General features: G+C 67.9%; 15 protein-coding genes and 1 riboswitch. Of the genes, 11 read left to right on the forward strand and 4 right to left on the reverse strand.

All coding sequences use genetic code 11. The features are described 5' to 3' along the window. From EPN98_RS14185 to EPN98_RS14200, 4 genes are all read left to right on the forward strand, one after another. On the forward strand, positions 1 to 579 hold the full coding sequence (locus EPN98_RS14185; RefSeq protein ID WP_293363480.1) for a YqaA family protein: 579 nt from the start codon (positions 1 to 3) through the stop codon (positions 577 to 579). A gap of 30 nt (positions 580 to 609) precedes the next feature. Next, positions 610 to 1,122, forward strand: a complete 513-nt coding sequence (locus EPN98_RS14190) for a disulfide bond formation protein B (RefSeq protein ID WP_293363481.1) — start codon at positions 610 to 612, stop codon at positions 1,120 to 1,122. After that, positions 1,119 to 1,679 carry a demethoxyubiquinone hydroxylase family protein gene (locus EPN98_RS14195; protein WP_293363482.1) on the forward strand — a complete coding sequence of 187 codons (561 nt, stop codon included), beginning with the start codon at positions 1,119 to 1,121 and terminating at the stop codon, positions 1,677 to 1,679. The genes EPN98_RS14190 and EPN98_RS14195 overlap by 4 nt, the downstream gene beginning before the upstream one ends. Positions 1,680 to 1,802: 123 nt before the next feature. Continuing rightward, positions 1,803 to 2,090: a hypothetical protein gene (locus EPN98_RS14200; RefSeq protein ID WP_293363483.1), complete on the forward strand. Its 288-nt coding sequence runs from the start codon at positions 1,803 to 1,805 to the stop codon at positions 2,088 to 2,090. Positions 2,091 to 2,163: 73 nt separating this feature from the next. On the opposite strand, the gene EPN98_RS14205 is transcribed toward EPN98_RS14200, so the two are convergent. After that, entirely contained in the window at positions 2,164 to 2,976 is an 813-nt protein-coding gene (locus EPN98_RS14205; protein ID WP_293363541.1) for a PEPxxWA-CTERM sorting domain-containing protein, read from the reverse strand. A gap of 621 nt (positions 2,977 to 3,597) precedes the next feature. On the opposite strand from EPN98_RS14205, the gene EPN98_RS14210 reads away from it, so the two are divergent. The 5 genes from EPN98_RS14210 (at position 3,598) to EPN98_RS14230 (ending at position 8,667) form a co-directional block, all read left to right on the forward strand. Further along, positions 3,598 to 4,143, forward strand: coding sequence for a Spy/CpxP family protein refolding chaperone (locus EPN98_RS14210; protein ID WP_293363484.1), 546 nt, complete (start codon positions 3,598 to 3,600; stop codon positions 4,141 to 4,143). A gap of 69 nt (positions 4,144 to 4,212) precedes the next feature. After that, entirely contained in the window at positions 4,213 to 4,944 is a 732-nt protein-coding gene (locus EPN98_RS14215) for a response regulator (RefSeq protein WP_293363485.1), read from the forward strand. A gap of 13 nt (positions 4,945 to 4,957) precedes the next feature. After that, entirely contained in the window at positions 4,958 to 6,436 is a 1,479-nt protein-coding gene (locus EPN98_RS14220) for a HAMP domain-containing sensor histidine kinase (protein ID WP_293363486.1), read from the forward strand. A gap of 129 nt (positions 6,437 to 6,565) precedes the next feature. Beyond that, positions 6,566 to 8,245, forward strand: coding sequence for a sulfatase-like hydrolase/transferase (locus EPN98_RS14225; RefSeq protein WP_293363487.1), 1,680 nt, complete (start codon positions 6,566 to 6,568; stop codon positions 8,243 to 8,245). Positions 8,246 to 8,247: 2 nt separating this feature from the next. Beyond that, positions 8,248 to 8,667: a hypothetical protein gene (locus tag EPN98_RS14230; protein WP_293363488.1), complete on the forward strand. Its 420-nt coding sequence runs from the start codon at positions 8,248 to 8,250 to the stop codon at positions 8,665 to 8,667. Between the two features lie 6 nt (positions 8,668 to 8,673). On the opposite strand, the gene EPN98_RS14235 is transcribed toward EPN98_RS14230, so the two are convergent. The 3 genes from EPN98_RS14235 to EPN98_RS14245 all read right to left on the reverse strand — a co-directional run bounded on the left by EPN98_RS14235 (position 8,674) and on the right by EPN98_RS14245 (position 10,721). Continuing rightward, a complete protein-coding gene (locus EPN98_RS14235) occupies positions 8,674 to 9,186 on the reverse strand; it encodes a hypothetical protein (RefSeq protein WP_293363489.1) in 513 nt (170 codons plus the stop codon). Positions 9,187 to 9,282: 96 nt separating this feature from the next. Beyond that, entirely contained in the window at positions 9,283 to 9,699 is a 417-nt protein-coding gene (locus tag EPN98_RS14240) for a DUF1330 domain-containing protein (protein ID WP_293363491.1), read from the reverse strand. A 119-nt stretch (positions 9,700 to 9,818) separates the two neighbouring features. After that, on the reverse strand, positions 9,819 to 10,721 hold the full coding sequence (locus EPN98_RS14245; RefSeq protein WP_293363492.1) for a haloalkane dehalogenase: 903 nt from the start codon (positions 10,719 to 10,721) through the stop codon (positions 9,819 to 9,821). 100 nt (positions 10,722 to 10,821) lie between these two features. Here EPN98_RS14245 and EPN98_RS14250 point away from each other — a divergent pair, with 100 nt between their 5' ends. Next, on the forward strand, positions 10,822 to 11,433 hold the full coding sequence (locus EPN98_RS14250; protein WP_293363493.1) for a TetR family transcriptional regulator: 612 nt from the start codon (positions 10,822 to 10,824) through the stop codon (positions 11,431 to 11,433). Between the two features lie 76 nt (positions 11,434 to 11,509). Continuing rightward, positions 11,510 to 11,722: riboswitch (cobalamin riboswitch) on the forward strand. 191 nt (positions 11,723 to 11,913) lie between these two features. Then, positions 11,914 to 13,920, forward strand: coding sequence for a TonB-dependent receptor (locus tag EPN98_RS14255; protein ID WP_293363495.1), 2,007 nt, complete (start codon positions 11,914 to 11,916; stop codon positions 13,918 to 13,920). Positions 13,921 to 13,922: the final 2 nt, after the last annotated feature.

Raw genomic sequence — 13,922 nt, forward strand, 5'->3', positions numbered from 1 at the left:
ATGTTTCGAAAGATGTATGAGTGGGTGATGGGCTTGGCCGCCTCGCGCCATGCCCCGACCTCACTGGCTGCGATCTCGTTCGCCGAGAGTTCCTTCTTTCCGATCCCGCCCGACGTGATGCTGGCGCCGATGGTGCTGGCGCGGCGGGACAAAGCGTTCATCTACGCGGGGATCTGCACGCTGGCCTCCGTGGCCGGGGGGCTGCTGGGCTACGCGATCGGCGTTTGGCTGGAGCCGCTGGGCCAAACCATCCTAAAGATCTTCGGCCACCCCGAGGGCGAGGCCGAGTTCAAGCGCTGGTTCGACCAGTACGGGCTGGCGGTGATCCTGATAAAGGGGGCCACCCCGATCCCCTACAAGCTGGTGACCATCACCGCGGGTCTGGCCCGGTTCGATCTCTTCACCTTCGTGTGGGCCTCGATCCTGACCCGCGGGTTCCGCTTCTTCGCGGTAGCCGCGATCCTAAAATACTTCGGTGAGGCCATGCTGAAGGAGTTCGAGCGTCGGCTGAACCTCTACAGCGTCATCCTGCTGGTGCTGCTGGTCGGCGGCATCGTGGCGCTCAAGTTCATTTTCTAACGCTGCGCCTTAGGCCATAAGAGCGGGCCGATGACGAACGTGCTTCGCCCCTTCCTCGACCGCTGGCGGCTTGTCGCCGTCCTGGTCGCCGCCGCCATGCTGGCGACGGCGCACGCCTTCGAGACGTTCGGCGGCTATGCGCCCTGCACGCTCTGTCTGCGCCAACGCGAGGTCTACTGGACCATCCTGGGCCTGGGCGCGGTGTTCATGGTCGTCGTGCGCCTGCCCGGTGGGCCGCGGTGGCGCGAAGCCACCTGCTGGGTGCTGGGGCTGGCGTTCCTCGTAGGCTGCGGCCTGGCGGTCTATCACGCCGGCGCCGAGTGGAAGTTCTGGCCCGGACCGCAGGCGTGCGCCTCGGCGGGCGGCGGTCTGGACCTGACGAATCTATCGGCGGCGCTGGACGCGAAGATCCGGCCGCCGGCCTGCGACGAGGCCCCATGGGTCTTCGCCGGGCTGTCCATGGCGGGCTGGAATGCATTGATCTCACTGGGCCTGGCCGGCCTGAGCGCCGTGGCGGCGATCCGCGAGCGGAGCAAGCGATGAGCAAGCCCATTCCACCGCGCCCAGGCCGTGGCGCCCAGGCGGCGCGAATGGCCGAGATCCTGCGCGTGGATCACGCGGGCGAGCTTGCCGCCGTGCAGATCTATCGCGGACAGCGCGCTGTGATGGGGGCCTCGTCCGGCCAGACGAAGCTCGCGGGACACTTCGCCGAGCTGGAGGCCCAGGAGGCCGAGCACCTGGCCCGATTCGACAAGCTGCTGACGGAGCGCCGGGTGCGGCCCACGGTGCTGACGCCCGTCTGGCGGCTGGCCGGATTCGCCTTGGGTGCCGGCACGGCGCTGATGGGCGAAAAGGCGGCGCACGCCTGCACCGAAGCCGTCGAAACGGTGATCGAGGGGCACTACGCCGACCAGATCGCGGAACTCGCTCAGCGCGATCCCGACCTGGCCGCCGAACTCGCCCAGTTCCGCGACGAGGAACTGGCGCACCGCGATCAGGCGGTGGAGGAAGGCGCGCGCGAGGCGCCCGGCTATCGCCTGCTGTCGGCCATTATCGGCGCCGGCTGCCGCGCGGCCATCAAGATCAGCGAGAAGGTCTAGCCGCCCCAAAGCCCACAATTCCGGGGACAACTCGGACGGGTTGAGGCGACTCAAAAAAACATCCGCTATGGAGTGGTCACGGCCCAAAAGTTCTGCTTTTGTTCATGTCAGGGAGTCACCAAGATGGCGGACGGAAGCAGACAACAACTGACCCGTGACTGGACCTATGGCGAGGCCCGACTGGGTTGGGCTACGGCGGCTAGGTCCAGCCTCTGGGCGCGCTGCGGCTGCGGGCGCGAGGCGGCGGTCGATCCGCGCCCCTGGCTGGCCCAGGGTCTTAGCCGACAGACGCTGCACGACCTGGAACACCGCCTGCGCTGCGTTTGCGGCGCGCGGCAGGCCAGCCTCGAGATCCGCGGCCTCGCCGAGGCGCCCGGCGGCGGTTCGGGCGGTATCCACGTCTTCCGCTGAGCGTAGGCCCACAAACGAAAACAGCCCCGGACCAGGGGTCCGGGGCTGCGAAAAGCGTTCGTCGGTTGGCCGATCAGCTGTTGATCTTCACGGCTAGGAATTGTTGGCGATGGCGACGGAGCATCGCGCCGGCGAGGCCGAAACCGCCGATCATCATCACCCACGTCCCGGGCTCCGGCACCGCGTCGCCGATGGCGAACGACTGGGTCAGATCCTTGTGCGGGTACTGCTTGGGGTACTTGCCGTCCTTGAACGGCGTCAGCAGCTTGATGCTGGAGTAGACCGGCCCCTCGGCGTAGGTGAACGCGCTCGTGTAGGTGCTGGCGTTCGACAGCGCCGCGATACGGGTGTTGAGAATATTGTTGATGCTGGTGGTGTTGCCCGTGGCCGTCACCGTCAGGCCGCTGACAACCTTCCAGATCGCGCCCTGGACGCTGGCCAGTTCGTTGGTCTTCGCGGTGGTGCTGATGTTGTGGTTGTACCAGACCTCGGTGCCGTAGTTCACCAGCTTGCCGATCTGCACGATCTCGTCGTCCGAGAGATAGTCGCGCTTGTTCGGGTCCCAGTGGGAGTTGTGCTCAAGCTCGATGTCGTCGGTGTAGGTCAGGTCGGGCTTGTAGTCCGCCAGCGAGATCGAGTGATAGACGTCGACGCAGAAGGCCACGAGGTTCTCGAACGGCTCGTTCGGCGTGCCCTTGATGTAGCCGTCGAACAGAACCGGAGCCGCCTTGACCGTCACGGTCGTAAAGCCGCTGCCCGACAGCCTGACCGTCCGGTAGCTGTACATCTCGCCGTCGTCGAAGACGTAGGTCGCAGCATGAGCCGCCGGCGCCATCGTGAGCGCGCCAAACGCCAGCGCGACCGCCGGGACCGCAGCCTTCAGCATGCCCAACACGGGCCCGCTTCGGACAGATTTTGTAAGCGCTTGAAACACGTTCTTATCCCCACACGGGCCAACTTCGCCCACACGTGCAAGACGCGTGCCGCGAACCTGTGCCTTCGGAATCTACTGTTAAGCCAATTGCGAAGGCGCACGCAATGCAACTCGCCCGTGCGGCGAGTGACCGGCGAGACATGCCCGCGAACTCCGCAACGCCGGGGTTAACGTGCCCTCCAAAGTGTGCCTGGCGGTCGCCCGCAGTCCGCGGCGCAAGTCCAACAGACGACCTGGCCGGGCGAAACGGACGCCCTCGTCAGGCCATCGATCCCGGCGGAATGGCGGCTCCCCCGGTGGGGGATAGGGGGAGCCGCGTTCCGAACGCCCTTTGGCGGACGCCGGTGGCAGGAGGCGGACTGGGGGAGGGGATGCCCGCGTCGCTGCAACAAGCTCAACCTGGAGGTCCGGTGTGGCAGGGATAGGGCGCAGCGGTGACCGAAAAGGTATCGGGAGGCGGTTTTGTGTGGGCCGCTGTTGCGTGAACATTTCAATGGCGCCGCGCCCGCGGCCATCAGGGACTTGAACGGCCGTGTCAGGGTGGCGGACATCAAGAAGAAGGAGTTCCGTCCCATGAAGCGACGCATGATCCTGGCGTTGGCGCCCGCGCTGTTCGCGACCGCCGCCGTGGCTCAGCCGCCCGGTCCGCCCGCCGCGCCCCCCGCCGAGATGAAGGCGCATCACGAAGCGATGGCGAAGCAGCATATGGAGGACCTGAAGATCGTCCTGCGCCTGCGCCCCGACCAGGAGCCCGCCCTGGCGGCCTTCCTGGCCGCGCACGAGCCGAAGATGTTCACCCGCCGCATGCCCGACCCGGCCTCGCTGACCACGCCCCAGCGCCTGGAAGAGATGGCCAAGGTCGAAACCGAGATGGCAGAACGTCAGAAGGCGTCGCGCGACGCCCTGGCCAAGTTCTACGCAGCCCTGTCGCCCGAGCAGCAGAAGGTGTTCGACGCTCTCCATCGCCTGAAAGGCCATGGCCCCGGCGGTCCGGGCGGTCGACGCATGATGATGCACGGCGGTCCGGGTGATCACATGAGGGGCGGCCACGGCGGCCCGGGCATCATGATCATGCGTCGTCACGGCCCAGGCGGTCCGGATGACGATGGCCCGCGCTGATCGGTCAGCCTGCGTGAATGTGGCGAAGTCGCTATGACGGCGCCACAGTTCACGGCGAGAGGACCCGCCATGACACTTGCGCCTTCGGTTCTGCCCGCGCGCCACATCCTGGTGGTCGACGACGACACCGAGCTGCGCGCGCAGATCGTCGCCTACCTCACCGAGCACGGGTTCCAGGTGCATGCCGCCGCCGACGCCAAGGCGATGGACATGGCGCTCAGCGCCGCTCCTATCGACCTCGTGGTGTTGGACCTGATGCTGCCCGGGGAGGACGGCCTGTCGATCTGCCGTCGGCTCTCGGCCGACGGCGGACCCGCGATCATCATGGTCAGCGCGATGGGCGAGGAGATCGATCGGGTGTTGGGGCTGGAACTCGGCGCCGACGACTATCTGGCCAAGCCGTGCAGCCCACGCGAGCTCCTCGCGCGCGTGCGCGCCGTGTTTCGGAGACTCGAGGAGGCCCGTGGCGGCGCGCCCAAGCGCGGCAAGGGCTATCAGTTCCAGGGATTCATGGTGGACGTGCTGCGCCGCCAACTGCGCGCGCCCAACGGCACCACGATCCTCCTGACCTCGGGCGAGTTCTCGCTGCTGTCGGCGTTCCTCGACCACCCGCAGCGGATTCTTTCGCGCGACCAGCTGCTGGATATCGCCCGCGGCAACGAGAGCGATGTCTTCGACCGGGCCGTCGACGTGCAGATCAGCCGCCTGCGCCGCAAGCTGCACGCTTGCTCGGAGGGCGAGATCATCAAGACGGTCCGCGGCGCCGGCTACATGTTCGACGTGGCGGTCACCCGCCCATGATCGCCCCTTCGCGATGAGCCGCGGGACCGGCGGGCCCCGGCTGTCGATCGGCCTGCAGCTCGTCCTGCTTATTCTGGCCTGCCTGGCGGCGACGCACATCCTGGTGTTCGTCGCGATCGCGCTGCTGCCGCCGCCCCGACCGCCGATCTATCGGCTGAGCGAGATTGCGAGCGCCCTGCAAGGGGGATCGCTGGACAGCCGCTTCGGTCGACCCATGCTGCGGACGGTTTCGGCGACGCCCCCCACGATCCGGGCCCATGAAGGCGGTCCACCGGGCCACCGCCGGTCGGGTCGCATGACGGAGGCGCTGGCGACCACCCTGGGCAGACCGCGCGAGGACGTCCGTTTCGCCTCGACGCCGCCGTCGGCGGTGGAGCGCCTCTTTCGCCCCGAGCGCGGCGTTCGCCAGTTCGTGATCGCGCACCGCGAAGGGCGCGCCCCGGATGCGTCCGAGCCGCCCCCACCCCCGCCTCCTGGCCCCGACCGGGTCCATGTTCCGCCGCCGCCGGGAGCGACGGCCTTCCGCGATCTGGACCACGCCATTGGGCCGCGCGAGATGGTGCTGGGCGACTTCACCGCCGCTCTGCGCCGGCCCGACGGCCAATGGACGGTGGTGCGCTCCAGCCTCGAGCCGTTTCCTACCGACTGGCAGAAGCGCGCATCTCTGATTCTTCTGGCCGGCTTCGTCGTCGTGGCGCCCGCAGGCCTGTTGTTCGCCCGCCGGATCACCGCGCCGCTGAAGCGCTTCTCCGAGGCGGCCGAGCGCCTGGGCCGCGATCCTCACGCTCCGCCCGTCACCCTCGCCGGGCCCGCGGAGATCGGCGCCGCGGCCGACGCCTTCAACAATATGCAGGCCCGGTTGCGCCGCTACATCGACGACCGCACCGCCACGCTCGGCGCCATCAGCCACGACCTGCGCACGCCGCTCTCACGCATCCGCTTCAAGCTGGAGGGCGCCGACCCCAAGGTGCGCGACAGCGTGCTCTCTGACGTCACCCAGATGGAGCAGATGATCCAGGGCGTGCTCACCTTCATCCGCGACGAGTCGACGCCGCGCACCCGCGAGAAGCTGGACCTCCTGTCGCTGGTGGAATGTGTGGTCGATGACGCAGCTTTGGTCGGCGGCGACGTCGAAATCCTGGCCGGCCAGCCGGTCACCGTCGAGGGCGACCCCGTGGCGTTGCAGCGCCTGTTCGTGAACCTGGTCGACAACGCGGTGAAACATGCGGGCCAGGCGCGTCTGCGGGTCAGCCGGGACGACAACCACGCCTTTGTCGACGTCATCGATAACGGTCCCGGCCTCTCGGCCGAGGAGCGCGAGAAGGCGTTCCTGCCCTTCTATCGCGTGGACGCCGCACGGAATCTCGACGACGGCGGCATGGGTCTGGGCCTGCCCATCGCCCGCTCCACCGCCCGCGCCCACGGCGGCGACGTCCAACTCATCCCCGCCGCCAAAGGCCTGATCGCCCGGGTTACGCTCCCGGTGGCTTAGAGCGCGCTCACACCGTTTTCGGACCATCAAGCCTGCCGCCCACACGGTGAGTAACGCAAACTATCGACACGCATAGTGTCACTATATATGTTCCTCAAACCAGACGCCGGACGGCGCGGGAGGGACCACATGAAGCTGCGCACCTGGCTGGCGGCCGGCGCGATCACCTTGGCGGCGGCCGGGGGCCTCGCCTACATGAACCGCACGACGCTCCTTTCGATGGCGGCCCGCGCCCAGTTGCCGCCTGTGGAGCCCAACCGGCCCGTGACCTGGGCCGCGGGGCCTGCGACGCCGCCGACCGGCGAGCGGCCCCCGAACGTGATCCTGATCCTGGCGGACGACCTGGGCTACAACGACATCAGCCTGAACGGCGGCGGCGTCGCCGGCGGCATGGTGAAGACGCCGGCGATCGATTCCATCGGCCACGACGGTGCGATCTTCGACAACGGCTATACGGCTAACGCCACCTGCGCCCCCTCGCGCGCCTCCCTGCTGACGGGCCGAAACGCCACCCGCTTCGGCTTCGAGTTCACCCCCGCCCCGGTCGCCTTCCAGCGCCTCGTCGGCACCGAAGCCGAGCCTGGCTCGACCGTGAAGCCGAAGTTCTTCAAGGAACGGCTGGCTGACATGCCGCCCGGCAGCACCGAGCGCAGCCCGCAGGCGGTCAATGTGCTGAGCGTGCCCGCCACCGAAATCACCCTGGCCGAGGTGCTCAAGACCCGCGGTTACCACACGGTCCACCTGGGCAAGTGGCACCTGGGCGGAAAGAAGGGCTCGCGGCCCGAGGATCAGGGCTTCGATGAGAGCCTCGGCTTCATCGCCGGCGGCGCGATGTTCCTGCCCGAGAAAGACCCCAACGTCGTCAACGCCAAGCAGGACTGGGACCCGATCGATCGCTTCCTGTGGCCCAACCTGCCCTATGCGGTGCAGTTCAACGGCTCGCCGATGTTCGAGCCCAAGGGCTATATGACCGACTATCTGGCCGACGAGGCCGTGAAGGCGATCAAGGCCAACAAGAACCGGCCCTTCTTCCTCTACTTCGCGCCCAACGCCATCCATACGCCGCTGCAGGCCAAGAAGAGCGACTACGACGCCCTACCCGGCATCAAGGATCACCGCCTGCGCGTCTATGGCGCTATGGCCAAGAACCTCGACGACAACGTCGCCCGCATCCTGAAGACGCTTAAGGACGAGGGCCTCGATCAGAACACGCTCGTGATCTTCACCACCGACAACGGCGGCGCCGCCTACATCGGCCTGCCCGAGGTGAACCGGCCCTATCGCGGCTTCAAGGCGACGTTCTTCGAGGGCGGCATCCACGCGCCGTTCCTGATGCGCTGGCCGCAGAAGATCGCGGCCGGCACCCGCTATGCCCCGCCCGTGGGACACGTGGACATCTTCTCCACAGCCGCCGGGGCCGCGGGCGCCGCGATCCCCACCGACCGCAAGATCGACGGGGTCGACCTGACGCCCTTCGTCACCGGCAAGGCGCAGGGCCGCCCGCACGAGGCCCTCTACTGGCGCTCGGGCCAGTACAAGGCCGTTCGCGCAGGCGACTGGAAGCTGCAGGTCAGCGAAGCCCAGAACAAGGTGTGGCTGCACGACCTCGCCACCGATCCGCTGGAGAAGAAGGATCTGTCGGCCGCCCAACCTGCGGTCGTCGCGCGTCTCAAGGCGCTGCTGAAGGCGCAGGATGCCGAGAGCGCCAAGCCGATCTGGCCGTCCCTGCTGCAGGGGCCGGTCTACATCGACGCGCCCGGCGGGCGCACGCACAAGCCCGGCGACGAATACATCCTCTGGGACAACTGACGATGTTGCTGCCCCCCTCGACGAACGCAGACTATCGCGGCGCCCGCTCGGCCGCCTGGTTCCTGACCCTGGCGGCGGTGCTCACCATCGTCCCGGGGCTGATCCACAGCTTCCTGCCCGACGGCGGGGCCGGGGTGATCGCGGGCCTGGACATGGGCGACAAGCGCGACCTGGTCGTCAGCGTCTTCGCCTGGGAGGGCGCGACCCAGCTGGCGCTGGGCTTCGCCATGCTGGCCGTAGCCCTGCGCTATCGTCCGCTGACGCCGCTGTTTCTGGCGCTGCTGATCCTGGAGCGCGGCCTGATGACCCTGCAGGCCTGGGTGCTGAAACCCGGCCCGCACCACCCTCCCGAGCACTACGCCAGCCCCGTCACCGTGGTCCTGGCCGCGGTGTTCCTGGCGCTGTCGCTGCGGACCAGATAGCTCCCGCTAGCGACCCTTCCGCGCGTAGTAGTCTACGGCCGCCTGGGCCGCGTGGTCGTAGGCCTCCAGGAGTGGATCGGTCGTGGCCGAGCCAGCGCCATTGCGGGCGGTCAGAAAGTAGGTTTCGTAGTGGGCGAAGGCCGTTCGGCACAGCCGGTCGCGCTCAGGATCGCCGTAGTTCGAGACGAACCGCTTGTGGTTCTCCCAACCGTAGCCGACGCAGGCAGCCTCGCCGTCCAGCCAGTCGAGCCGGCCCTGGTGCGCGTCTGCGATGCGCTTGGACACGCTCACCGGCTCTTTCGCCACTGGGACCGAGAAGCCGCCCTCGCGCACGTCTTTCTCGATCTGCTCGGCCTGGCTGATCAGGTCGGCGACGTCCTCGGGCGGCAGCTGATCCTTCATCTGCGCGGCCTGCGCGCGCAGCTGGCGGGCCAGGTCCAGCATCTGCTGGGACGTGTTCTGGGCGGCGGCGGGAACCGCGAACAGGCTCAGGGCGATGGCAAGTGGCAACAGACGCAAACGACGAACTCACTCTCTTGATCGGACAGGCGCGCTACATGCCGACGCCGCGCCGCCCAGCCAATCAGCGATTTCGCAAACCGTTCTGCGGTTTTGCTAGAAGCCCTCGCCCGGCTTGGTGCGGATGTTGAGCTGGCCCGCCAACCCCGCCTTCCGATGGTGCTCGATCGCGTGCATCGCCGGAGACATCGCCATCTCCCGGAACGCCGCCAACGACGGGTACTCGGCCAGCGCCACCACGTCCCACAGGTCTTCCACCTCGCCCAGCAGCAGCCCGGCGACCCGGCCCTGGTAGCGGATCTTGCCACCCAGCCCCTCGACCAGCTTGCGCACTTCCTCGCCGTAGCGGGCGTAGGCTTCGGCGCCGGTCAGATGGCTGTCCGAGCCGTCCGCGTATTCGGCCTTCTCCTTGAAGCGCAGCAGGTTGACCATCACGAACGGACCATCTTCCTCCATCCCGAAGAAGCCCATCGCCTGCTCGGGCGACGGCATCACCGCATTTTCGACCTTCATCCTCGTCCCTCTCCTAGAGCGCGCGGCAAGGAAATGGGCGCCCCGCGCCGAAACGCCTCAAGCATTTGATTGAGAGCCTATTTCGTCAGATCAGGCCGTTGCGCCTGATCTGAACGGGCCTAGCCGCGCCGGCGGATCAGGGCGTCGATGACGTCCACGATCCCCTGCGGACTGTCTTCCTGCAGAAAATGTCCGCCGCTCAGCGTCACGTGCGGCTGGCCCTTCGCGCCTGGAATCCGCTCCTGCAGCGGGACGTCCATGCCGCGGGTCACCGCATCGCCGTCGCTGAAAGCGGTGACGAACGGCTTGTCGAAGCGCTCCAGCACCTCCCAGGCGGCCTTGTTCTCGGCCACGGAGGCGTGTTCGGGCGTGACCGGCACCAGGGCCGGAAACTGCCGCGCGCCTTCCTTGTAGCTCTCGTCCGGGAACGGCGCGTCATAGGCGGCGACCTCGGCGTCGGTCAGGTTGCGACCCGATCCGCCGTTGACGATGAACCCCACCGGCAGTTCCGGAACGCGCTGGCTGAAATCGAGCCAGGCCTTGAAGCCGTCGGTCATGCCGCCGCCGACCGGCAGGAAGGTGTTGCCCGCCACGACGCCCGCGAACCGCTCTGGGAACGCCGCCACGAGCCGCAGGCCAATCAGCCCGCCCCAATCCTGGCAGAAGAGCGTGAGGCCGTTCAGGTCCAGCCCCTTCAGCCACTGGCTCATCCAGTCGACGTGCCGCTCGTAGGTGTAGTCATTGCGGCTGGCCGGCTTGTCGGAACGGCCGAAGCCGATGAGGTCAGGCGCCAGGACTCGATGTCCCTTGGCGACCAGTCCCGCGATGATATGCCTGTAGAGATAGGCCCAGGACGGCTCGCCGTGCATGAGCAGCACCGGCGCCGCATCGCGCGGACCCTCGTCCACATAGTGCATGCGCAGGCGCGTGCCGTCCGCATCCGTCACCTCGTGATAGCACGGCGCATAGGGCCAGTCGGGCAGCCCCTCGAACCGGGCGTCGGGTGTGCGCAGAACGTCCATGGAAACCTCCTGAATATAGTGACAGTATGCGTGTCACTATATGTCCGCGTCAACCCAGGCCCTCGACAGTTGCGTCGCCGACGCGCGAGACTCACCGACAATGACTCGTCCCATCGAATCTGCCCCCATCCTCGACATCGCCGATGGCCGCCGCCGTCGCGGACAGGACAACCGCGCCCGGATCGTGGCGGCGATGATGGAGATCGTGCACGGCGGCGAAATCGCCCCCAGCGCCGAGCAGGTGGCCGCTCGCGCGGACGTCGGCCTTCGCACGGTCTTTCGCCATTTCCAGGACATGGACAGCCTGTATCGCGAGATCGCCGCGGTCGTTGGCGCCGAGGTGCGCGCGGTGCTGGAGCGTCCGCTCACCGGCGCGACCTGGCAGGATCGACTGCTTGAACGCGCGGGCCGCTTCGCGCTCGCCTACGAGAAGATGTCCCCCTACAAGCGCGCCGCTGACGCGTTCCAGCACCGGTCCAAGTTCCTGGGCACCGACTACGTCAAGCTGGTGGCCGAGCAGCGATCGATCCTGGAAGCCGAACTACCGGGCGAACTGGCGCGCGACCGCGACCGCGTCGAGGCTCTGGATCTCCTCCTCAGCTTCGAAGGCTGGGCCCGTCTCCGCAACCAGCAAGGCCTGACGCCGCACCGCGCCCAGGCCGTCGTCGAGGCCACCGTGCGGGCGCTGATCGCGGGTTCCCCAAGGGAATAAACGGCCCGCCCGCCCATGGACTTTGCGGCCGGAGCGGCGCAATAGGCGCCGCGTGACGTGGGCGGGTTCGCTTGGCCGCGTTGCAATGCGCGCCGAAGCCTTCGGGCTTAATCGGGAACGCAGTAGGGGTTCGCCCCGATCTGCGGCTGTCCCTGCAACTGTGAGCGGTGAGCGCGTGCGCCGGGCGGAGTCTTCCCCGCCAGCCACTGGGCCCTCGGGCCTGGGAAGGTAGGGCGCATGCCGTGATGACCCGCGAGCCAGGAAACCGGTCGGCGCGTGTCGCTCGAGCTTTGGGGCAGTGGACCTCCAGGGCGCGGATCTCCGTCAGGGCGACGACGAGAAACGGCGAGGGCCGTTTCGATCGATCGGACGGCCCGCGCATGCGTCCACGTCCGCCGATCCGTCGACCTCTGCGCGGGTCCCGCGCTGAAGGAGGCCCTCCGCCCTGTCGCAAGGACGCAGACAGAGAGGGCCCTTCGCATGGCCACGAAATACTTCCTGGGCGCCGCTGTCGCGGCGCTGTTGATCCCCCAGCCCGCCTGGGCCGCCGAGGTCGATGATGGGGGCGTCGAGGGCGTCATCGTCACCGGCACGCGTTCTCCAGAGGGCGTCGATGCGGCGAAGGTCGGCGCATCGGTCACCGTCATCACGCCCGAGCAGATGCAGGACCGTCAGGTGCGCCTGGTCTCGGACGTGCTGCGCGATGTGCCCGGCTTCGCCGTCAGCCGCACCGGCGCCATCGGCGGCCTGACCGCCGTTCGGGTGCGCGGCGCAGAGGGCAACCACGTCCTGACCCTGATCGACGGCATCGAGGCCGCCGACCCCTTCCAGGGCGAATACGACTTCGGCCAGCTGCTGAGCGACGACGTCGCCCGCATCGAGATCCTGCGCGGGCCGCAGAGCGCGCTCTACGGCTCGGACGCCATCGCCGGCGTCATCAACTACATCACCCCCACGGCGGCCGAGCAGCCGGGGGGCCGCATCCGCGTCGAGGCCGGCTCGCACCGCACGTTCGGCGGCGCGGCCCGGTATGGCGTAGTTCTGGGACCGCTGGACCTCGTGCTGAACGCCGACGTGCAAACCACCGATGGCTACGTCATGCAGACCCTGCCGGGTGGTCGCCGCAAGGTAGGTTCAGAGCTTGAGAATTTCGGGGCGAAAGCAGCCTATGACGTCAGCGACGCACTGCGCCTGCGCGGCGTTGTCCGCTACACCAACACCCACGCCGAGACGAACAGCTCCAGCTTCGGTCGCGGCCAGGTGGACAGCTTCGGCAGCTATTCCGACGCGGTCAGCCTGTTCTGGTTCGGCGGCGCGGACCTGAAGCTGCTGGAGGGCGCCTGGACACACAGTCTGTCGATCCAGGGGCTCGACGCCGAGCGCAACGGCTATAGCGCCAATCGTCGAAGCAGTGGCAACGAGGGCGTCCGCACCAAGGCCTCGTACGCCACAACCTGGCGGGTCGAGACTGGAGACCTCGTCCATCGCCTGACAGGCGCGGCCGACTGGGAGAAGGAGACCTACCAGAACACCTCGCCGCCCAGCGCCGGAGCCGACACCACGCGCCGCTCGATCGAGAACACCGGGCTGGTGGCGCAGTACGACCTGGAGATCGGCGACAACGCTGGCTTGGGCGGGGCGGTGCGCCACGACGCCAACGACTTCTTCGCCGACGCCACGACGTGGAAGGCGCACGCCTTCTACCGGTTCAACGACATGATCCGCCTGCGTGCGGCGGCCGGAACGGGCATCAAGAACCCGTCTCAGACCGAGCTGTTCGGGTTCAACGCCACGGGGCCGTTCCCCTTCCGTGGCAACCCCAACCTCAAGCCCGAGACGTCGCGGAGCTGGGAGGTCGGAGCCGACCTGTCGTTCGCGGACGGCCGCGTGCGGCTGGGCGCCACCTACTTCGACGCCCGGCTGGACGACGAGATCTTCACCTACTTCGGCGGCGCGGGCCGACCCACGACCTGCCCAGCCCCGCCCGCCAACGCCAGCACGGCGTGCAACCGCGAGTTCAAGTCCAAGCAGCACGGCGTCGAGCTCTACGGCGACGTCCGGATCGTGGAGAGCCTGACGCTTTCCGGCAGCTACACCGACCTGTCGGCCAAGGAGAACGGGCTGGAGGAGATCCGGCGAGCGCCCCACATCGGTAGCGCCAACCTGACCTGGAGACCGCTGGACGGCCGCGCCACGCTGAACCTCAACGTCCGCTACAATGGCCGCCAGCTGGATTCGAACTTCTCCGGGATCGCCGCGCCCTTCCCGGCTTCGCTGCCAGATGTGAAGCCGGCGACCGGCGCCAATGCCGGTAAGGTGGTGCTGCCGTCCTTCACCCTGGTGAACGTCGCGGCCAGCTACGACATCGACGACCACGTCGAGGTCTATGCGCGGGTCGAGAACCTGCTGTCGGATGACTACTATGAGGTCTTCGCCTTCCCGACCGACGGGCGGGCGGCCTACGTCGGCGCGAGGGTGAAGTTCTGAGG

It is taken from the genome of Phenylobacterium sp., from assembly GCF_004299445.1.
Taxonomy (GTDB): Bacteria; Pseudomonadota; Alphaproteobacteria; order Caulobacterales; family Caulobacteraceae; genus Phenylobacterium.